The sequence below is a fragment of the Jeotgalicoccus coquinae genome (assembly GCF_014207425.1).
Lineage (GTDB): Bacteria > Bacillota > Bacilli > Staphylococcales > Salinicoccaceae > Jeotgalicoccus > Jeotgalicoccus coquinae.
This window is the reverse complement of the sequence record NZ_JACHFF010000003.1, coordinates 34,158-55,377: the sequence shown is the minus strand read 5'-3', so window position 1 is coordinate 55,377 and position 21,220 is coordinate 34,158. Positions and strand designations below refer to the sequence as shown.

18 protein-coding genes, 3 tRNA genes and 1 pseudogene are annotated in these 21,220 nt (G+C 44.0%); 3 read left to right on the top strand and 19 right to left on the bottom strand.

Annotation, left to right across the window (positions count from 1 at the left end; genetic code table 11):
- Positions 1 to 22 precede the first annotated feature (22 nt).
- The 5 genes from gltX to radA are packed head-to-tail and all read right to left on the bottom strand — an operon-like array spanning position 23 to position 5,084.
- A complete protein-coding gene (gene gltX / locus HNR41_RS09040) occupies positions 23 to 1,477 on the bottom strand; it encodes a glutamate--tRNA ligase (protein WP_184284311.1) in 1,455 nt (484 codons plus the stop codon).
- Entirely contained in the window at positions 1,474 to 1,959 is a 486-nt protein-coding gene (gene ispF, locus HNR41_RS09035; RefSeq protein ID WP_184283888.1) for a 2-C-methyl-D-erythritol 2,4-cyclodiphosphate synthase, read from the bottom strand. The genes gltX and ispF overlap by 4 nt, the downstream gene beginning before the upstream one ends.
- A gap of 4 nt (positions 1,960 to 1,963) precedes the next feature.
- Positions 1,964 to 2,635: a 2-C-methyl-D-erythritol 4-phosphate cytidylyltransferase gene (ispD, locus tag HNR41_RS09030; protein ID WP_184283886.1), complete on the bottom strand. Its 672-nt coding sequence runs from the start codon at positions 2,633 to 2,635 to the stop codon at positions 1,964 to 1,966.
- Positions 2,632 to 3,690 carry a PIN/TRAM domain-containing protein gene (locus HNR41_RS09025; protein ID WP_184283884.1) on the bottom strand — a complete coding sequence of 353 codons (1,059 nt, stop codon included), beginning with the start codon at positions 3,688 to 3,690 and terminating at the stop codon, positions 2,632 to 2,634. The genes ispD and HNR41_RS09025 overlap by 4 nt, the downstream gene beginning before the upstream one ends.
- A 14-nt stretch (positions 3,691 to 3,704) precedes the next feature.
- Entirely contained in the window at positions 3,705 to 5,084 is a 1,380-nt protein-coding gene (gene radA / locus HNR41_RS09020; RefSeq protein ID WP_184283882.1) for a DNA repair protein RadA, read from the bottom strand.
- 213 nt (positions 5,085 to 5,297) lie between these two features.
- Here radA and HNR41_RS09015 point away from each other — a divergent pair, with 213 nt between their 5' ends.
- Positions 5,298 to 6,776, top strand: coding sequence for an anthranilate synthase component I family protein (locus tag HNR41_RS09015; RefSeq protein ID WP_184283880.1), 1,479 nt, complete (start codon positions 5,298 to 5,300; stop codon positions 6,774 to 6,776).
- A 57-nt stretch (positions 6,777 to 6,833) separates the two neighbouring features.
- On the opposite strand, the gene HNR41_RS09010 is transcribed toward HNR41_RS09015, so the two are convergent.
- The 4 genes from HNR41_RS09010 to HNR41_RS08995 are packed head-to-tail and all read right to left on the bottom strand — an operon-like array spanning position 6,834 to position 11,268.
- The gene (locus tag HNR41_RS09010) at positions 6,834 to 9,278 is read right to left on the bottom strand and encodes an ATP-dependent Clp protease ATP-binding subunit (protein ID WP_184283878.1); all 2,445 of its coding nucleotides are present in this window, start codon (positions 9,276 to 9,278) and stop codon (positions 6,834 to 6,836) included.
- Positions 9,279 to 9,280: 2 nt separating this feature from the next.
- The gene (locus HNR41_RS09005) at positions 9,281 to 10,291 is read right to left on the bottom strand and encodes a protein arginine kinase (RefSeq protein WP_184283876.1); all 1,011 of its coding nucleotides are present in this window, start codon (positions 10,289 to 10,291) and stop codon (positions 9,281 to 9,283) included.
- Positions 10,284 to 10,796: a UvrB/UvrC motif-containing protein gene (locus HNR41_RS09000; protein WP_184283874.1), complete on the bottom strand. Its 513-nt coding sequence runs from the start codon at positions 10,794 to 10,796 to the stop codon at positions 10,284 to 10,286. The genes HNR41_RS09005 and HNR41_RS09000 overlap by 8 nt, the downstream gene beginning before the upstream one ends.
- 4 nt (positions 10,797 to 10,800) lie before the next feature.
- Complete coding sequence (locus HNR41_RS08995; protein WP_184283872.1) at positions 10,801 to 11,268, bottom strand: CtsR family transcriptional regulator; 468 nt, start codon at positions 11,266 to 11,268, stop codon at positions 10,801 to 10,803.
- A 266-nt stretch (positions 11,269 to 11,534) separates the two neighbouring features.
- Here HNR41_RS08995 and HNR41_RS08990 point away from each other — a divergent pair.
- Positions 11,535 to 12,772, top strand: a pseudogene (locus HNR41_RS08990) (NupC/NupG family nucleoside CNT transporter).
- A 55-nt stretch (positions 12,773 to 12,827) separates the two neighbouring features.
- On the opposite strand, the gene HNR41_RS08985 reads toward HNR41_RS08990, so the two are convergent.
- Positions 12,828 to 13,637, bottom strand: a complete 810-nt coding sequence (locus HNR41_RS08985) for a ZIP family metal transporter (protein ID WP_184283870.1) — start codon at positions 13,635 to 13,637, stop codon at positions 12,828 to 12,830.
- A gap of 121 nt (positions 13,638 to 13,758) precedes the next feature.
- Between HNR41_RS08985 and HNR41_RS08980 the strand changes: the two genes are divergently transcribed.
- On the top strand, positions 13,759 to 15,081 hold the full coding sequence (locus HNR41_RS08980; protein WP_184283868.1) for a MurT ligase domain-containing protein: 1,323 nt from the start codon (positions 13,759 to 13,761) through the stop codon (positions 15,079 to 15,081).
- Between the two features lie 101 nt (positions 15,082 to 15,182).
- On the opposite strand, the gene HNR41_RS08975 is transcribed toward HNR41_RS08980, so the two are convergent.
- The 9 genes from HNR41_RS08975 to hslO form a co-directional block, all read right to left on the bottom strand.
- Positions 15,183 to 15,256, bottom strand: a tRNA-Ile gene (locus HNR41_RS08975).
- Positions 15,257 to 15,273: 17 nt separating this feature from the next.
- Positions 15,274 to 15,348: transfer RNA gene (locus tag HNR41_RS08970), tRNA-Gly, on the bottom strand.
- Between the two features lie 22 nt (positions 15,349 to 15,370).
- Positions 15,371 to 15,446: transfer RNA gene (locus tag HNR41_RS08965), tRNA-Val, on the bottom strand.
- A 479-nt stretch (positions 15,447 to 15,925) separates the two neighbouring features.
- A complete protein-coding gene (gene lysS, locus HNR41_RS08960) occupies positions 15,926 to 17,413 on the bottom strand; it encodes a lysine--tRNA ligase (RefSeq protein ID WP_184283866.1) in 1,488 nt (495 codons plus the stop codon).
- 46 nt (positions 17,414 to 17,459) lie between these two features.
- On the bottom strand, positions 17,460 to 17,936 hold the full coding sequence (folK, locus tag HNR41_RS08955; protein ID WP_184283864.1) for a 2-amino-4-hydroxy-6-hydroxymethyldihydropteridine diphosphokinase: 477 nt from the start codon (positions 17,934 to 17,936) through the stop codon (positions 17,460 to 17,462).
- Positions 17,927 to 18,301 (bottom strand): dihydroneopterin aldolase, encoded by a 375-nt coding sequence (folB, locus tag HNR41_RS08950; protein WP_035810450.1) that lies wholly within the window; start codon positions 18,299 to 18,301, stop codon positions 17,927 to 17,929. Before folB ends, folK begins: the two co-directional genes overlap by 10 nt.
- Positions 18,294 to 19,088, bottom strand: coding sequence for a dihydropteroate synthase (folP, locus tag HNR41_RS08945; RefSeq protein WP_184283862.1), 795 nt, complete (start codon positions 19,086 to 19,088; stop codon positions 18,294 to 18,296). The genes folB and folP overlap by 8 nt, the downstream gene beginning before the upstream one ends.
- A gap of 147 nt (positions 19,089 to 19,235) precedes the next feature.
- Complete coding sequence (cysK, locus tag HNR41_RS08940) at positions 19,236 to 20,171, bottom strand: cysteine synthase A (protein ID WP_184283860.1); 936 nt, start codon at positions 20,169 to 20,171, stop codon at positions 19,236 to 19,238.
- A 70-nt stretch (positions 20,172 to 20,241) separates the two neighbouring features.
- On the bottom strand, positions 20,242 to 21,114 hold the full coding sequence (hslO, locus tag HNR41_RS08935) for an Hsp33 family molecular chaperone HslO (protein ID WP_184283858.1): 873 nt from the start codon (positions 21,112 to 21,114) through the stop codon (positions 20,242 to 20,244).
- Positions 21,115 to 21,220: the final 106 nt, after the last annotated feature.

The window sequence follows — 21,220 nt, the reverse complement described above, 5'->3', positions numbered from 1 at the left end:
CCTCTTATTTCAACCGTTCAGCCTAGATAAGACGCTTGATGCGCTCTAGAACTGTCTCTTTGCCGATTAATGAAATTGCGTCCGGCAGTTCAGGTCCTTTTGTTTCGCCTGTTGCTGCAACACGGATCGGCATGAATAATTTCTTGCCTTTAATGCCTGTTGCTTTCTGCACAGCTTTAATTTCTGCTTTGATTCCTTCAGGTGAGAAGTCTTCAAGCGCTGTGAAGTGTTCATGAAGTGCCGTCATCAGTTCAGGAATGTGCTCCTGACGAAGAACTTCATCCGCTTCTTCATCAAACTCCACGTGGTCTTTAAAGAACTGCTCTGAAAGGTCTGTAATTTCAGCAGCATAGCTCATCTGAGGCTGGTACAGCTGCACAAGTTTGCGTGTCCAGTCCAGCTCCGCTTCATCAGGATTTTCAGATACTCTGCCCGCTTCCTTAAGGAACGGCAATGCCATGTCGAAAATCTCTTCAGAGTTTTTCTGTTTCATGTACTGGTTGTTAATCCACATTAATTTCTGGTTATCGAAGAATGCAGATGCTTTAGACAGTCTGTTTTCGTCGAAATTTGCAATCAGTTCTTCTTTAGTAAAGATTTCCTCTTCTCCTTCAGGAGACCAGCCAAGAAGCGCGATAAAGTTAAACATTGCATCCGGCAGGTAGCCAAGCGCTTCATACTGCTCGATGAACTGAATAATTGAAGCATCTCGTTTTGATAACTTCTTCTTCTCTGCGTTAACGATTAATGCTGTGTGGCCGAATTCCGGCAGCGGCAAATCAAGCAGTTCGTACACCATCATCTGTTTCGGTGTATTTGAAATGTGGTCGTCACCGCGAAGTACGTGAGTAATTTCCATTTCGTGGTCATCGATTACAACAGCGAAGTTGTAAGTCGGCACGCCGTCTTTCTTCACGATAACCCAGTCGCCGAATCCGTTTGAGTCAAATGATACGTCGCCTTTAACCATGTCGTTAAACGTGTATGTTTTGTCTTTCGGTACACGGATACGGATTGATGGTTCTCTGCCTTCAGCCTTGTACTGTTCTTCCTGTTCAGCTGTTAAGTTTGAATGTTTTCCGCCGTACATTGGTGTCTGACCGTTTTTAAGCTGTTCTTCTCTTTCAGCTTCAAGTTCTTCAGAAGTCATATAGCAGCGGTATGCCAGGTTGTTATCCAGTAATTTCTGGATATACGGTGCGTAAATATCTCCGCGTTCCGACTGACGGTACGGGCCGTAGTTTCCGCCAACATCAACACTTTCATCCCACTCAATACCGAGCCACTTCAAGTAGTTCAGCTGAGACTCTTCACCCTCATCCACGTGTCTCGATCTATCAGTATCCTCAATACGGATAATGAAGTCTCCGCCGTGATGGCGTGCGAACAAATAGTTAAACAGTGCTGCACGGGCATTACCTATGTGCAGATATCCGGTTGGACTTGGTGCGTATCTCACTCTTACTTTACTCATTATTTTGCCTCCTGTTTTTGAAGTAAGACTACCGCTTCACTTGCGATACCTTCTTCTCTGCCTGTAAATCCTAATTTTTCAGATGTTGTCGCTTTAATATTAACATTTGATATATCCGTCTTCAAAAGAACCGCAACGTTCTCACGCATATCGTCAATATATCCTCTAAGTTTCGGCCTTTCAGCAATCACTACTGCATCGATATTGCCGATTTCATAACCTTTTTCATGCATCATCGTTACTACTTCACTCAGCAGTGCACGTGAATCCGCATCTTTAAATTTTTCGTCTGTGTCCGGGAAGAACTTCCCGATATCACCAAGTGCCAGCGCACCCAGTATGGAATCTGTAATTGTATGCAGCAGCACATCCGCGTCGGAATGTCCTTTTAACCCGAAGTCGTGGGGAATTTCCATACCGCCCAAAATAAGCGGGCGGGATGCATCAAATGCGTGCACATCATAACCGTGACCGATCCTCATCATCTCACTACTTTCCTTTAAGAATCATATGCGCAAGCTGCAGATCTTCGCTTGTCGTTATTTTAATATTATCATAAGTCGAATCGACTAAATAGACTTCTTTTCCTATCGCTTCAACCATCATCGAGTCATCTGTCACTTCAAGTTTATTTGCTTTTGAATGCTCATAAGCCTGTCTTAAAATACTGTACTTAAAACCTTGCGGCGTATGCACGGCAACCACTTCATCACGGACAAGTGTTTCTTTCACCTTGCCGTCATTGACGCGCTTCAGCGTATCTTTTGTTTTCACTCCGCAGATGACCGCGCCGGTTTCTGTAACTTTATCTTTCAATCGCTTAAGTACATCAGTTGTGACAAACGGTCTTGCACCGTCGTGTACGAAAACATATTCGGCATTCTTCACATTAATCAGTGCATTATAAATGCTGTCCTGACGTTCAGCACCGCCGATATGAATACCTGCGATTTTTCTGCTGTTTTCAAACATCTTATTCATAATATCCGTCTCTTCAGATCTCACCGCAAGGTGAATCGCTTCGCAGTCGGGATCTTCTTCAAATTGTCTGACGGTGCGTTTAATTACCGGTTCTCCGTCAATTTCCAAAAGCACTTTGTTAAATCCGAGCCCCATGCGGGAACCGAGTCCCGCTGCCGGAATAATTACCGTATATTTCATTTGTTTTTCTCCAGTTTCGCAAAGACGATTCGTCCTGAATTCGTCTGCAGTACACTTGTCACAATGACAGGTACCATTTGATTAATTAAGTTCTCACCGTTTTCCACAACGACCATCGTACCGTCATCGAGATATCCGACACCCTGGTTTTCTTCTTTACCAGTTTTGGATACAAACAGTTCAAAAACGTCACCCTGAACGACGACGGTTTTTATCGCCCCGCTTAACTCATTGACGTTAAGAACGGGAATATCGTGAAGCTGGCATATTTTATTCAGGTTGTAATCCGTCGTTAAAATTGCACCTTTTTCTTTTTTTGCAATCTCGATCAGCTGCTGGTCGACATCGAGCTTGTCATAAGTAACCGGTTCGATACGGACATTACGGCTTTTCTCCTGCAGTGCATTCAGCATGTCCAGCCCGCGCTGGCCTTTTTCCCTTTTAACCGGGTCAGTAGCATCAGCAATCAGCTGAAGTTCATCCAGTACGAACTGCGGAATGATAATTTCACCTTCCAGAAACCCCGTTTCGACAACATCGATAATCCGTCCGTCAATAATTACACTCGTATCGATAAACTTCTTAAGGGCAATCTGATTGCCGTCTGCTTTGGCTTTCTGCGAAGCTTTCGGAAAGAAATCAAGCACCTCGCTGAATTTGCGCAGTCCGATTATAAATCCTAAATAACCGAGTACTACTGCAAATACAATCGGTACGATTTCGCCTATCAGTGGAATGTCCAGTGTATTGATTAAAAGAGATATTAAGACAGCGATTACGAGTCCCAGTACCATTCCAAGTGTGGCAAAAACGATTTCGACAAGACTTCTTGAAAGCAGATATCCTTCACTTTTCTTCAGAAAATTATGTGCATGCGACAGTGTCCAGCCGAATAACAGGAAAAACAGCAGAACACCAAGCGTGCCGCTTATCAGTATATTGTTAAATATCCTCGGTATTTCGAACGGCAGCAGCATCTGCAGTTCAGGAAACAGCCAGACACCCAGTGAAATACCAATCAGTATGTAAACGACATACAGTAAATATTTGAGCATAGTATCCCTCCTTTTTAATCTTTATGCTGTGCGTGTTTGATTGCCTGTTTCAGCGTTTTCACACCGATAGCTTCAATGCCCGCCGGCACATCCACGCCGCTTAAGTTCGAAGCAGGCACTATTGCACGTTTAAATCCGAGCTTTGCCGCTTCCTGCAGACGCTGTTCAATCTTAGTCACACGTCTGATTTCGCCTGTCAGCCCCACTTCACCGATAAAGCAGTCATCACCGCGTACCGCAATATTCTGGAAGCTGGAAGCAATACTGATAATGACACTTAAATCGACAGCCGGCTCATCGAGTTTTACGCCGCCTGCAACTTTAATGTATGCATCGTGCTGCTGCATAAGCAGTCCTTCCGATTTCTCAAGTACTGCCATTAACAGCGACAGCCGGTTCGTGTCGACTCCGGTCGCCATGCGTCTCGGGTTATGAAAGTGTGTCGGAGTAACCAGCGACTGTACTTCAACGAGCATTGACCGCGTTCCTTCCATCGTTGCAACGATAGCCGAGCCCGGTGCGTTTTTCGAACGTTCTTCGAGGAAGATTTCAGAAGGGTTTAAAACTTCTTCAAGCCCTTTTGCCTTCATTTCGAAAATACCCATTTCGTTCGTTGAACCGAAACGGTTTTTCACTGCACGCAGTATACGGTACGAATGGTGCTGATCACCTTCGAAATACAGCACAGTATCCACCATGTGTTCAAGCAGTCTCGGTCCGGCAATCTGACCGTCCTTCGTTACGTGTCCGACAATAAATGTCGCAATGTTATTGCCTTTGGCAATATTCATAATGGACTGCGTACTCTCCCTGACCTGAGCCACACTGCCCGGTGCACTTGCGACATCCGGATGGAATACTGTCTGAATCGAGTCGATAATTAAGAAGTCGGGCTTCATACGTTTAATTTCGTCATGTATATATAACAGGTTCGTTTCACAGAACACCGTTAAATCCGACGGTTTTTCTGTAATCCGGTCCGCACGCATTTTAATCTGTTCGAGCGATTCCTCACCGGAAACGTAAAGCACATTATGATTTTCTGCTAAAATCAGTGCCGTCTGCAGTAAGATTGTTGATTTCCCGATACCGGGATCCCCGCCGATTAAAATCAGTGAACCGTTGACGATACCCCCGCCGAGCACCCGGTCAAATTCTCCGGAGCGTGTCGTTGTACGCGGTGTATCCTGTTTTTTTATCGTAGTAAGTTTAGTGGCACGCGAGCGGTCATCGGAAGCCGTCTTACCGAGCGTTCCCCGGCCGGGCGTCGATTCCTTATGTACAATTTTCTCTTCAAGCTGGTTCCACGCACCGCAGTTCGGACATTTGCCCATCCACTTTGGCGACTCGTAGCCGCAGGCCATACATTCAAATGATACTTTTGCTTTTGCCATCAGTGTACATTCTCCCCCAATTATATTTACGTATTACTATTGTATTATTTATTTGAATTGATTTAAAGGCAGAAGCCTGTGATATTAATGATATTCAGTAATATTGTTCGTCCATTCACAAAATATTTTCAGACTATTCCATCAGCATGGTTGCAAATCACTTTCAGCTTCTTTAATATATGTTCATATTCTTAAAAAAGAAAAGGAGATTCTATGCAGTCATTTAACGATTTTTCCAAAAGCGCCGGTTCTCACAGAACTTTGCCGCTGATTGAAAGCTTTTACACCGATGTACTGACACCGATACATATGTTCAATGCATTGAAAGACGACGCGCTTTACATTTTAGAAAGTCAGGACCCTGCATCAGAGTGGTCGAATTATTCATTTATCGGCCTGGATCCTTTTATCGATATCAGTGAGCAGGATAACGGTTTTCTTATGACCGATCTCGACACTGATAAAACATTCAGCTTCGACAATCTGAAAGATGCGCTGGATTACGCACAGGATTATGTCAACGCGTATACAGACAGCATTGAACTGCCGTTTAAAGGCGGCGCGGTCGGCTACGTGAACTATGAAGCCGTACAGGATTTAGCCGGCATCAGCCCCCGTGAAAACACGGAATCCGGCAATTATCACTTTGTCTTTACACGTACACTGATTGCTTACGAGCACCGCGCTCAAAAAACATTCATCGTTTCATTCGACAGTCCCGAACGTTTCGAAAGTGTTAAAGATACATACAACACTTTAAAAACCAGGATTCATTCATTAAAAAAACGATTGCGGGACAGTGCGCACCTCGAAGATTTGATGCTGTCCAGAAGACAGGCGGAAAATCCAAAACTGTCATTTACAAGCAACTATAAAGAAGCCGACTTCAAACGCGATGTTGATGTGATTAAAGAGCATATCAGCCGCGGCGAAATAGAACAGACGGTGCTGTCACAGCGTTTCGACACGGAAACACAATGTTCCGGTTTTGAGCTGTACCGCGTATTAAGAAACGTGAACCCGTCACCGTATATGTTCTACTTAAACTTCCCGGATTCCAAACTGATCGGCAGTTCGCCGGAACGCCAGCTGCAGGTCAAAGACAATACGCTCGAAATCCACCCGATTGCCGGCACGAGAAGACGCGGCGCCACTCCAAAAGAGGATGAAGCGATTGCTGAAGAACTGCTCAATGATGAAAAAGAAGTCGCCGAGCATAAAATGCTCGTGGAACTTGCTCTCGATGAATTCCGCAAAGTATCTGTCGCAGACAGCGTCGAAGTCAGCCGTTATATGACTATCGGAAAATTCTCGGAAGTTATGCACATTATCAGCGTCGTAAACGGTACGCTCCGTGACGATGTGTCACCGATTGAAGCGTTCTTTAATTCATTTCCGGCAGGCACGCTCACCGGCGCACCGAAAACGCGCGCCATGGAAATCATCCGTGAACTCGAGCCGGACAACCGCGGTTTATACGGCGGGTGCATTCTCTATTACGGATTCGACGGCAATATGGACTCGTGCATTACAATCCGCACAATGATTTTAGAAGGCAGTACTGTCAGCGTTCAGGCAGGTGCCGGTGTCGTTGCGGATTCCACTCCGGAAAACGAATATCAGGAAACAATCAATAAAGCGAGCGCGCTGTTTAATGCAATCAACCTCGCCGAAGAAGTGTTCCATTCGTAATTTATGTAAGCAAAACCCCAATCCTCAAATTCTCTTTGAGCGATTGGGGTTTCTTTATTATTGTTCGACTGTGTCTTTTTCCCTGTCTTTAGTTGTTACTTTGAATTCATCATCTTTGTAATCAACAGTAACGAGTTTATTTTCAAAAACCTCACCGGAAAGCAGTGATTCACTGAGTGTATCCTCAATGTTTTTCTGAATGCTTCTTGCCAGCGGACGCGCTCCATATTCAGGATCGTATCCTTCTTCTGCAATACGTTCAGTTGCTTTATCAGTCACTTCAATGTGAATATTCTGGTCTGTCAGACGTTCGCGCAGCTGGTCAATCATCAGACTGACAATCTCTCTAAGGTGTTCTTTTTCAAGTTTGTGGAACACAATAATATCGTCTACACGGTTAATAAATTCAGGTCTGAAAGTATTTTTAAGTTCTTTCATCATCGTGCTGCGGACATTCTCATAATCTTCTGCAGCAGGTCCGCCGAAACCGACGAATCTCTGATCCTGAAGTTCACGGGCACCGACGTTTGATGTCATTACGATAATCGTATTGCGGAAATCGACTGTACGCCCGTTTGAATCTGTTAAGCGTCCGTCGTCAAGCACCTGCAGCAGCAGGTTAAAAACATCAGGATGTGCTTTTTCAATTTCATCAAACAGGACAAGTGAGTATGGTTTTCTTCTGACTTTCTCAGTCAGCTGTCCGCCGTCATCATAGCCGACATAGCCCGGAGGCGAACCGACAAGACGCGATACGGAATGTTTCTCCATATATTCACTCATATCGACGCGGATCATCGCGTCTTCTTCACCGAACATCGTTTCGCTGAGTGCTCTTGCAAGCTCGGTCTTCCCGACACCTGTCGGTCCTAAGAAGATAAAGCTTCCGATTGGACGTTTAGGGTTTTTAAGCCCCGCGCGCGCGCGTCGGACTGCTTTTGAAATCGATGTGACTGCATCGTTCTGTCCGATAACACGTTCGTGTAAAATCGACTCGAGATTTAACAGTCTGTCCGATTCATCTTCTGCGATTTTCGTCAGCGGAATACCTGTAATGCCGGCAACGACAAGTTCGATATCGGAAGGCATTACCGACTGCGATGAGTCTCCCTGTTCTTTCTTCCAGTTCTCTTCGCATTCTTTTACCTGACGTTCGATTTTCGTCTGCTGGTCACGGTAGTTTGCAGCCGCTTCAAATTCCTGGCTCTGCACTGCCGCATCTTTTTCTTTCTTCACAGTTTCGAGCTGTGCTTCAAGATCTTTCAGGTCAGGCGGAGCAGCATAGCTTCTCAATCTGACTTTGGAAGATGCTTCATCGATTAAATCGATCGCTTTATCCGGCAGGAAACGGTCCTGAATATAACGGTCACTCATACGTACCGCCGCTTCAAGTGCTTCATCCGTAATTGTCAGGCGGTGATGTGCCTCATAACGGTCACGCAGCCCTTTCAAAATAAGGAGTGCATCTTCAGCGTTCGGTTCGTCTACCATTACAGGCTGGAAACGGCGTTCCAGTGCTGCGTCTTTTTCAATGTGTTTGCGGAACTCATCAAGAGTTGTCGCACCGATACACTGCAGCTCACCGCGCGCCAGTGCAGGTTTTAAAATGTTCGATGCATCAATCGCACCTTCTGCACCGCCGGCACCGATAAGTGTGTGCAGCTCATCGATAAAGAGCACAACGTTGCCTGCTTTATGAATTTCATCCATTACTTTTTTCATGCGCTCTTCAAATTCACCACGGTATTTCGTCCCTGCAACGACCGTCCCCATGTCGAGTGACATGACGCGTTTGCCTTTTAAGTTCTCAGGTACTTCGTTGTGAATAATTGCCTGTGCCAGTCCTTCTGCGATTGCAGTTTTACCAACACCGGGTTCACCGATTAATACCGGGTTGTTTTTCGTTCTGCGGCTCAGTACTTCAACAACACGCGTAATCTCGCTTGAACGGCCGATTACCGGATCAAGACGCTCTTCTCTTGCAATCTGCGTTAAATCACGCGCAAGTGAATCAAGTGTCGGTGTATTCGTATCACGTTCAATACTGCTGTGTGACTGGAAAGATTCGGGATTGCCGAGCATTTTAATCACAGCTGCACGTGCTTTCGTAATGTTTAAGTCGAGGTTCGCAAGTACACGTGCTGCCACGCCCTCGCTTTCACGGATTAAACCGAGCAGCAGGTGCTCTGTACCGACGAAGTTATGATGGAGCTTGCGCGCTTCATCCATCGACAGCTCGATTACTTTTTTAGCACGGGGTGTATAGTGGATAGATGATGCCTTTTCCGACCCTGTATTGATTAAGTTATGCACTTCTTCATTAACACGCTGTTCATCAATATTAAATGATGCAAGAACCTTTGCCGCAATGCCTTCTTGTTCTTTAACCAGACCAAGCAGCAGGTGTTCTGTACCTATATTAGAGTTTTTTAGTGTGATTGCTTCTTCTTGTGCATATGCCAGGACTTTCTGGGCACGCTCTGTTAATTTACCAAACAACATACTTATTTCCCTCCTAGTAATTCACGCATTAAGGCTGCCCGCGTTCTTTCCGCGGCAATTCCGGGTGAATCGTATTCTTCTCTATTTAAACGCTCTTTCACAAATGCCGGCTGAATCAGCTGGAACCATTCCTGAAAGTTAAATTTTTCAACTTCAAGATAAGCCAGATCAATACCAAGTTTTACATTACTTAAATGCATCGAAGCTTCCTTTAAAGATAATTTATAGGCATGCTGCAGCACACCCAGTGAACGGCTGACTGCGTCGAGCGTATCAATCGTTTTTAACTGCTCCCTTGCCATGCGTTCTTCTTCTATTAAACGATTTTTCAACTCGTTTAAATTATTAATAATGACAGCTTCCTCAAAACCTAAAGTCACCTGATTGGAAAGCTGATAAACCGAACCGAGCGGTTCGGAACCTTCCCCGTATATACCACGCAGCGTAAAACCGAAACGTGTCAGGTTGTTATGGAATCTCTGAATTTTATTTGTCGCTGTCAGCGCCGGCAGGTGAAGCATTACTGACGCTCTCATACCGGTCCCGATATTAGTCGGACACGCCGTTAAATAGCCGTATTGTTCATCGAAAGCATATTCTATTCGTGCTTCCAATGTATCATCAATTGCGCTCGCTTTCTCATAAAGCGTCTCGAGCGGAACATTCACCCCGAGTGCCTGAATGCGGAGATGATCTTCTTCACCGAGCATAATGGAAGTGTCTTCATCATCGTTAATGAAGACCCGTGTTCCGTTCCTGGCAAAATTAGGACTGATTAAATGCTTTTCAACAAGCAGTGCTCTGTCGAGAACAGACAGCTTTTTCATTGATGTCAGTGCGTATTCGGGTAGTATTTTTGAGACGAGTCCCGAAAGTGCATCGAGATCTTCATCGTCTTCCAGCATATGTGTAAACGGCACACCTTTAATGTTGCGCGCCAGACGGATTCGTGATGACATTTCAATTTCTGTATTTACTGCATTTTGAATCCATATGCTTGTCTCTCTATTCATGCGGCTCACCGTCCTTCAGCGCCTGAATCTTATCGCGGATAACCGCTGCCTCTTCAAAGGCTTGTGTTTTTACTTTTTCCTGCAGTGATTTCTCGAGCGTTTCAATATCCCGTTTCAGTTTCAATGTCTCGTGCGCCTGCGACGGTATTTTACCGATATGCCGCTGCTGATTTAACTGAACGCGCGTAACGATTTCCGGCACGTAGCGTTCAAAGTACTCATAGCAGTGGCTGCAGCCGAACAAACCATTTTTTACGACGCTCTGCAGTGTCGAACTGCATGTTGGACATGCATGCTGCTCTGTTTCTGACTGTTCGCGCTTTGAATTGCCTGCAAGCATTTTTAACAGCGTCTGAATATCAAACGGATTATCTGTCTGGTTATAATTTATATCCATCGATTGATTGGCGCATTGTTCACACAAATATTGTTCTTTGTGAGTGAGCCCCGAACCTTTGGAAATATGAATTGAAGCTTCGCGTTCATTGCATATTTCACATTTCATACGATCACTCCTTAGCATAGAGTATGGCTGTAATTATACGGCGTAAAATCTTCGCCCTTAAAATATCTCTGTAAGGCAGCTCAAGCGATAAAATTTCACGCTTCATCACTGCATCTATAATCTGCGCTTCGCGGTAAGTAATCACTTCATTCTCATACATTGACTGCACCAGGTGTTCTGCATTTAACTGGGAGATGCTTTCCCCGATTAAATTTTGCAGATGTGCCAGATACTCGGTTTCAGAATGAGTTTCAACTTTCGTGATTCTTATGTAGCCGCCCCCGCCGCGTTTACTTTCCACTACATATCCATGTTCATTAGTGAAACGGGTTTTTATAACATAGTTCAGCTGCGACGGTACACAATCAAATTTTTCAGCGATGTGCGCACGTTTAATCTCAACGACTTCATTGCCAGATTTTTCAATCATATCTTTTAAATACTGCTCAATGATATCCGACATATTACGCATATCATCACTCCTCCTTGACCAACTTTGACTAAAGTATACAGTCTGTGCGTTTTTTTGGCAAATCTCTTGTTTATTTTTTAAACACCTATTGTTTGTATTTCTCAAAAAGGCTGAATTTATTGTTCGTTTTTATCAAATCCCCCTTTATTTCTGTAAACGTTTGCATTATAATGATTCAGTATCGCGTTTATGTAACATTTATTTTATAATTAAATGAAACATATACATAGAGAAAAATTTCATACATTAAATTTTGGAGGCTTACTATGAGTATTGTAATGGGAATAGTTGGTATACTATTCGTCATCTTCTTGGCATGGATCGCAAGCAGCAACAAAAAACTTGCATTCAAACACTGGAAAAACATTGTTTTATTACTTGCACTGCAACTGCTTGCTGCTTTCTTATTCTTAAGTACAACAGGCGGACAGACATTCATTCTGTGGCTGGCTAACGCGTTCGATGAATTACTTGGATTTGCAAGAGAAGGCGGATTGTTCGTCTTTGGTGATCTGATGAGTACAACTGAAGGAGAACCGGCAGACGTGTTCTTATTCAATGTTTTACTTCCGATTATCTTTATCTCGGCAATTATCGGTATTTTATCATTTACGAGAATTCTTCCTTTCATTATTAAAGGAATAGGATTCCTGCTTACAAAAATCACTGGCATGCCTTACATAGAGTCATATAACGGTGCGGCGTCAATGATGCTTGGGCAGTCAGAAGTTTTTGTATCACTCAAAAACCATCTGCCTAAAATGACAACACAGCGTCTTTACACATTATCAGCGCAGGCAATGAGTTCAATCTCACTGTCAATCGTCGGTGCGTTCTTTACAATGCTCGACCCGCAGTTTGTAATTATCGCAATTGTTCTTAACCTGTTCGGTGTATACGTTATTGTTCATATTATCAACCCGTATGAAGAAGAGATTGATGACGGCGACGTTGAAATTTCCACTAACCCTGAGAAAGGCAAATCCTTCTTCCAGGTTCTTGGAGATTACATCATCGACGGTGGTAAAATCGTCCTTATCGTAGGTGCAATGCTTATCGGGTTTATCGCATTAATTGGTCTGTTAAACAATATATTCCTGTTAATTCCGGGATCAAGCTTATCATTCCAGGACATTCTCGGTTACATCTTTATGCCTATCGCATTCCTGATCGGTATCCCATGGGATGAAGCTCAGACTGCCGGTTCATTAATGGCGACGAAACTTATTACTAACGAATGGCGACGAAACTTATTACTAACGAATTCGTAGCAATTTTAGAGTTTATGCCGTTAGCAGAAACTCTGTCAGAGAAAACACAAGCAATGCTTTCAGTATTCCTTATTTCATTCGCTAACTTTGCAAGTATCGGTATTATTGCCGGTTCTGTGAAAGGCCTTCACGGCGAAAGCGGAGACAAAGTTGCGAAGTTCGGTCTTAAATTAGTATACGGTGCTACACTTGTTTCATTACTAAGTTCTGTAATCATCGGATTCTTCTACTAAGATTAAAAAATATTTAAATACAAAAAATCCGGAGGACATTGTCCTCCGGATTTTTTTATCCCAGTGCGACGTCCAGCACCATCATAATCGCAAAGCCGATCATAAATGCAAAGACTGCTACATCGGAATGTCCGTTTTTCTGCGTACTCGGGATAACCTCTTCGACGACAACGAATATCATCGCTCCGGCACCCGCAGCCAGCGCATAAGGCAGTGCCGGCTCCATAAAGCCAATCAGCAGAACACCAACAAGGGCCGCCATCGGTTCCACAATCGCAGACATCCATCCCCAGAAGAACGCGCGTCTTTTTGAAGCTCCATCGCCGCGGAGCGGCATTGATACCGCTGTACCTTCCGGAATGTTCTGCAGTCCAATACCGATTGCCAGCGTCAGCGCACTCATCGTCATTACCGGGTCACCGCTCAGCCCTGCTGCACCGAACAGAATACCAATCGACAGCCCTTCCGGTATATTATGCAATGTCAGCGACGTAATAAGCAGCGTACTGCGTCTGGACGTATTATAAGCCAGACCTTCCGCCATATCATCACCGCGGTGCCGGTGTGGAATCAGTTTATCGAATAAATAAATAAATAACGCACCGCCAAGCACACCGATTAATGCAGGGAACCACTCACCCACCGGATGACCGGCACTCGCTTCAATAGCCGGAGCGAGGAGTGACCAGAAACTTGCTGCTATCATAATACCGCCGGCAAAGCCGAGGGTTATATTTAAAAAGTTATCGCTGACACCTTTAGTCAGAAATACAATTGCCGCACCTAGACCCGTCATGCTCCACGTAAACAGCGTGGCGATTAACGCCTGCTGCCATGATTCCAAACTCATAAATAAATCTAACATGCATACTCTCCTATGTGATTAATATTGTTTATTATAACGCTTTTCAAAAAATTATAGTACCTAATATACCTTGATGTTATAATTGATACCCAACAGTCTTAAGTTAAAGGAGCGTACATTAATGACACTCATATCCAATATAGCTAAAAACGCAGGTAAAATAACTCACTATTTTTTAACAAAATTTACGAACGGGGGCAGCAGCCTGCCAGGTAAAATCGCTCTTTCAATCGATAAAAACCTGCTCCGGAATCTCGCTAAAAATTACGATGTAATCGTAATTACAGGAACTAACGGTAAAACTTTGACTACTACTCTTACGACAAAAGTTCTGTCTAAAAAATACAATAACATAATTACGAACCGGACAGGTTCAAATATGAAGCAGGGCATTGTCGGCGCATTCCTGAATGCTCCCCGCACAACGAAAGATTCGATTGCCATTCTCGAAGTCGACGAAGGTTCTTTAAAAAACGTCGTTGCCGAGCTGCAACCTAAAGTATTTGTACATACTAATATTTTCAGCGATCAGCTGGACCGTTACGGGACGACTGATAACATATATGAGCTGCTGATTGATGCAGCTCGCGAAGTCCCAGATGCGACAATTATAGCAAATGGTGATCTGCCGCTGTTCAACTCGCACAATCTGAAAAATCCTCAGAAGTTTTTCGGTTTCGATACAGATGTTGAATCAAGTGATCAGTCAAAAGAAAATGCACAATGTCCAAAATGCGGCCACACTTTAAACTACAACCATTTCACATACGCCAATCTGGGTGATTATTACTGTACATCATGCGGCTACAAACGCCCTGCACTCGATTACAAAGTTACCGAAGTACAGGAACTGGACGTCACACACTCAACGTTTAAACTCGATAATGACTCGTACACACTGCATAACGCAGGTATTTATAATATATACAACGCCTTGGCAGCATACAGCGTCGGTAAGTTTTTTGATGTGCCGGCAACGAGCATTAAAGAGGCCTTCAATGAAAATGAACGCGTCTTCGGCCGTCAGGAAGTTATTATCGCTTATGATAAAAAGATTATCCTGAACGTCGTGAAAAATCCGGTGGGACTCGATCAGGTGCTGAACCTTATTAAACTTGAAAAAGAACCGTTCACACTGGTCGCACTGCTCAATAATCGTCCTGCAGACGGTGTCGATTTAAAGTGGCTTGATGACACGCAGTTCGAATCGCTGACAGAGCTTAATATTAAGAAAATCATTACAGGCGGTATTGCTGTCGATACAATGACGGAACGTCTTGTAACAGCAGGATTTGACAGAAATACTATCGATGCCGCAGAGGAACTGCCAAATGTTATCGAAGCAATTGAACACGCACCGACAACACAAATTCACATGCTTGCAACGTATACAGCGATGCTTGAAATCCGTAAAGCGCTGATAGATAAAGGTCATATAAAATAATACTGATTTTGACTGCACAGGATAATTAACCTTGTGCAGTTTTACTATGCGTAAAACAAAAAACACTTCCGACTGCAGCGTCGAAAGTGATATCTATTGAGTGGGCCTAGGTGGACTCGAACCACCGACCTCACGCTTATCAGGCGTGCGCTCTAACCAACTGAGCTATAGGCCCTTATGTAATAAAAAAAATGGAGCGGAAGACGGGATTCAAACCCGCGACCCCCACCTTGGCAAGGTGGTGTTCTATCACTGAACTACTTCCGCATTTTAAAAATATAAAATTAAATGGTGGAGAATGACGGGCTCGAACCGCCGACCCTCTGCTTGTAAGGCAGATGCTCTCCCAGCTGAGCTAATTCTCCGGAAAGCAAAATCAAACTAATATATATAATATAGATTTTCTGTAAATTTGTCAATAGATTTTTACGTAAAGTTAATAAATGGCTGTGATTTACTGCTCTGCGTGACTATGAAACCCGCTCATTGTTACTTACAGCTTCCTGCGTGACTATGAAACTCGCTCATTGTTACTTACAGCTTCCTGCGTAACTATGAGACTCGCTCATTGTTACTTACAGCTTCCTGCGTGACTATGAAACACGCTCATTGTTACTTACAGCTTCCTGCGTAACTATGAAACACGCTCATTGTTACTTACAGCCACCCTGCGTGACTATGAAACTCGCTCATTGTTACTTACAGCTTCCTGCGTGACTATGAAACACGCTCATTGTTACTTACAGCTTCCTGCGTGACTATGAAACACGCTCATTGTTACTTACTACCTTCATCCAATAAAAAAACACCACTCTCCCGAAGGAAAGCGGTGCTCAAATTTATATTATCTGTCGCGCATTGACGGGAATAACAGTACATCTCTGATTGATGCCGAGTCCGTGAGGAGCATTACCAGACGGTCGATCCCAATTCCAAGTCCGCCTGTAGGCGGCAGTCCGTATTCCATTGCTTCAAGATAGTCTTCGTCCATCTCATGTGCTTCGTCATTACCGGCGTCACGTTCAGCGACCTGCGCCTCGAAACGTTCTCTCTGATCGATTGGGTCGTTCAGCTCTGTGAATGCATTCGCGTGTTCGCGGCGCACGATAAACAGCTCGAAACGATCCGTGAAGCGAGGGTCTTCATCGTTTTTCTTAGCCAGCGGTGAAATTTCAACCGGATGGCCGTATACAAATGTCGGCTGTACCAGTTCTTCTTCAACTTTCTGTTCGAAGAATTCGTTCAGGATGTGGCCGTAAAGCATGTTGTCATTAATTTCAACGTTATGCGCTTTCGCCGCAGCTCTCGCTTCTTCTACTGTTTCAATGTCGTAGAAGTTTACACCTGTGAATTCGTTGACGATATCCACCATGTGCACGCGTTTCCACTCAGGAGTCAAATCGATTTCTTCTCCGTTATATGTCACTTTCATCGTGCCGTTTACTTTTTCAGCGATGTAAGCAACCATTTCTTCAGTAAGTTTCATAATATCTTTGTAATCAGCATATGCTTCATAAAGTTCCATCATCGTAAATTCAGGGTTATGGCGCGTTGAAACACCTTCGTTTCTAAATACGCGTCCGATTTCATACACTTTTTCAATCCCGCCGATAACAAGGCGTTTTAAGTGCAGCTCAAGTGCGATACGCATGAACAGGTCTCTGTCCAGTGCGTTATGGTGAGTAATGAACGGACGCGCCTGTGCACCGCCTGCGATTGAATGCATCATCGGTGTTTCCACTTCCAGGAAACCGATGCTGTCCAGATAGTTGCGCATCTCCTGAATAATTCTGCTGCGTTTGATAAACGTTTCTCTCGATTCCTTACTCGTAATCAGGTCAAGGTAGCGTTTACGGTAACGTTCTTCAACGTCTTTCAGACCGTGATATTTGTCCGGCAGCGGGCGGAGCGCTTTTGTAAGCAGCGTGAATTCCGTCGGTTTAATCGACAGTTCTCCCGTGTTTGTTTTGAACATCGGTCCTTTGACACCGACAAAGTCACCCAGGTCTGCCTGATTCCAAACTTCAAATGCTTCGTCGCCAATCTGGTCTTTTCTGACGTAGATTTGAATCTGTCCAGTAATATCCTGAATATGTGCAAAGCCTGCTTTACCTTTACCGCGTTTAGTCATAATACGGCCGGCAATTGCAGTAACTGACTCCGCTTCTTTTTCTTCAAGCTCTGCTTTAGTAAATTCATCCCACTGAGCTGTAAGTTCTTCATTGTAGGCTAAACGATCAAATCGTTTACCAAACGGATCCATACCCTGGTCTCTTAATTGCTGCATTTTCTCGCGGCGGACAGCTAATTGATCATTCAGTTCTTCACTCACTATACTCCACTCCTATATATGTTCTAATAATTTTTATTTAATTAAGTCATTCTGCTGACTGACTTTTATCTAACTGCTCTTTAATTTTTTCTACCGTCATATGCAATGTCGGATGTTCTCTTTTCGGTGCAATTTCATACAGCGGGTCAATTACGAATGAACGCAGGTGCATTTCCGGATGCGGTACTTTTAAATCCGTCAGTTTCAGTTCAAGGTCTTCGTACAGCAGAACATCTATATCGATGCTGCGCGGTCCCCATATTTCTGTTCTGACACGCCCGAGCTCATGCTCGATACCTAGTACTGTCTCCAGTAAATCCAGCGGCGTTAAGTTCGTATCCACTTCCACTGCCATGTTTATAAAGTCCGGCTGATTTGTATTGCCGTAGGGTTTTGTTTCATACCTCGATGAAATTTTCGTTACTTGAATACCCGGCACTCCGGATAATTCAGCGATTGCATTATTCAAGCTTTCTTCCCTGTCACCGATGTTGCTTCCAAGTCCGAGGTAAGCTATTGCCATGATGATTCCCGCTTTCCGTGCAGCGTGATTGCCACGCTTTCATAATTTCCATCTATTGGTGGATTAGGTTTCGTAATAGTAGTTTCTATCTCTACTATTTTATCATACCGGTCAAATAATGCCGCATTGATTTTACCTGCCAGACGCTCGATTAAACTCACCGGTTCGCCTTTAACAATCTCTTCCACCAGGTTATAAACTTCGCCGTAATGGACAGTTGCTGTCAGGTCATCCGTCTGTGATGCATCCGTTAAATCAACGTGCAGTACCAGGTCAGTAATGAAATACTGACCGAGCACACGCTCTTCCTGAATCGCACCGTGGTATGCATATGTTTTTATTCCGTTAATATGAATTTTATCCATTGTAATCACCTTTTAATTTCATATAGACATCTGCTGCCTGACGGTTCATCTTAACATTGTGGACTCTGACTGCTTTAACGCCCGCTTCAATACCGATAATCGTCGTTGCAAGTGTGCCTGCGTCACGGTCGTCAGCGTCAGTTTCGCCGCCGATCAGTTCTTTAACCATGCGTTTTCTGCTCGTTGCAAGCAGTACCGGATAGCCTTCTGCTGTCAGCTGTTTAAGATTGCGCATCACTTCGAGTTCTTCTTCTCTCGATTTAACGAAACCGATGCCAGGATCCAGCCAGATATTTTCTTTTTTAACACCATGCTTTAATGCAAGGTCAGCTGACTCTTTCAGCTCTCTGATCATATCTTCAGTCACGTTGTTATATGTGCTGTGATTATTATTATGCATTAAGAAAATCGGTGCATCAAATGCTGCGGCTACATCGAGTATTTTCTCATCGTAAATACCGCGCCACTGATCGTTAATCATCGTCGCTCCCGCTTCCAGAACGGCACGTGCCACTTCACTGCGGAATGTATCGACTGATATATCCACAGTGATGCCGGCTTCCCTGATTGCTTTAACTACAGGGACTGTGCGTTCGATTTCCGTCTCCGCTGTAATCTCAGTATAGCCGGGACGCGTTGAATAACCGCCGATATCGATAATATCCACGCCTTCTTCAACCATCTCCCGCGCACGGTGTACAGCGGCCTCGACCGAGTTGTATTTGCCACCGTCGCTGAACGAATCCGGCGTGGTGTTTAAAATACCCATGACTTTCAGTCTTCCCATTAAAATCTACCTCTGCTTTTACATAAATTGAATAGTCATATTATAACATGTTTAAAGATGATTACTCCCCCAAATATTTCCGTACTGAAATAATCAGAACAAAAAGAAACTCCGTCTGATGAACAGACGGAGTTTCCTGTAATTTAATTAGTCTTCAAAGTTAAATAATGGTGTAGATAAATATCTCTCACCGTTTGAAGGGAGTATGACAATGACATTTTTGCCTTTGCCGAGATCTTTTGCAACTTTAATTCCTGCTTGGACTGCAGCACCTGAAGAAATACCGCCGAGGATACCTTCCTGTTTTGCAAGTTCTCTCGCAGTGTCCATTGCCTCTTCATTTTCAATCGTAACAATTTCATCATAAATGTCTGTATTTAATGTGTCAGGAACAAATCCTGCGCCGATACCCTGGATTTTATGCGGACCTGGTTCCTGCCCGCTTAAGATTGCTGAATCCGTCGGTTCAACTGCAACAACTTTAACATTATCAAAGTTTTCTTTTAACACTTTTCCGGCACCGCTGATTGTTCCGCCTGTACCGATACCTGAGATGAATGCGTCGATTTCAAAACCTGCCGCCGCCGCCTGTTCAACTAATTCTTTACCAGTTGTTTTAGCGTGAATTTCAGGGTTGGCAGGGTTCTCAAACTGCTGAGGCATAAAGAAGTTTTCTTTTTCAGCAAGTTCAGATGCTTTTTTAATTGCACCTTTCATACCGTCTGCACCCGGAGTCAGAACAAGTTCCGCACCATATGCGCGCAACAGGTTACGGCGTTCCTTACTCATCGTATCAGGCATTACTAAAACTGCTTTATAACCTTTTGAAGCAGCTACCATCGCAAGACCGATACCTGTGTTACCACTTGTCGGTTCAACGATTGTCGTGCCGGCTTTTAATTCACCTGACGCTTCTGCGGCTTCAATCATTGCTAAGGCAATACGGTCTTTAACCGAACTCCCCGGATTCATAAATTCCACTTTTACATAAACGTCCGCACTGTTGTCTTCAGTCAGTTTGTTTAATTTTACTAATGGCGTGTTGCCGATTGCTTCTGAAATGTTGTTAAATACGTTGCTCACAATTAAACACTCCTATTCCTAGTTAATAACTATGAATAATATACCATTATAGTGCTGTTTTTTCAAATATTTAGTGTGTAATAAGTTCCTGAAGTTCTTCTTTCGTAATCCATTCTTTATTGCGGCAGAAATGACAGTCAGCTTCCGCTCCGCCGTCTTCTTTAATCATCGTCATAATGTCTTTTGGATCAAGTGCGCTGATTGCGTTAATAAAACGTTCTTTGGAACAGTTACACTCGAAGCTGACAGGCATGTTATTAAGATTTCTCCAGTTTTCTTCACCGATTGCTTCATCGATAACCTGTTCAGGCGATAAACCTTTCGCAAGCAGTTTAGATACCGGCGTCATTGTTTTCGCACGTTCATTTAACCATTCGATTGTTTCATCGCTTGCCGACGGCAGTACCTGGATTACAAATCCGCCTGCAGCCTGAATTGTGTTATCAGGGTTTACTAAAACACCAAGTGCAACGATTGAAGGCACCTGCTCACTTGCATAAAAATAGTAGGAGAAATCTTCGCCAAGCTCTCCTGAAATTAATTCCACAGAACCGACAAAGTTATCTTTTAAGCCGATATCTTTAGCTACACGCAGGTAACCGTCAGTACCGACTGCACGTCGCACATCAAGTTTGCCCTGGTCGTTTAAGTCAAAGTGTACTTCCGGATTGCCGAGGTATCCTCTGACATGTCCATCAGCGTCGCTGTCCACGACTATGGCACCAATCGGTCCCCCGCCTTCGATAGTTATTGTCGCTTTGTCATCACCTTTAAGCATTGCGCCCATCATGACACCCGCGCTCATTGAACGGCCAAGCGCTGCTGCTGCTGTCGGCAGTGCACCATGACGTCGTACTGCTTCATTTATCGTTTCTGTCGTATCGACAGCAAATATCCTTACTTCATCGTTAAGGCCTAAACCTCTAATTAAATAATCACTCATTTTATATTCCTCCACCTGGAAATTCTTTTCATTTTATATAATAAACCATGTTCACTATCATGCATAATAAATCAAACGTCAAAGATAGTCAATTTCATTGCTCGTG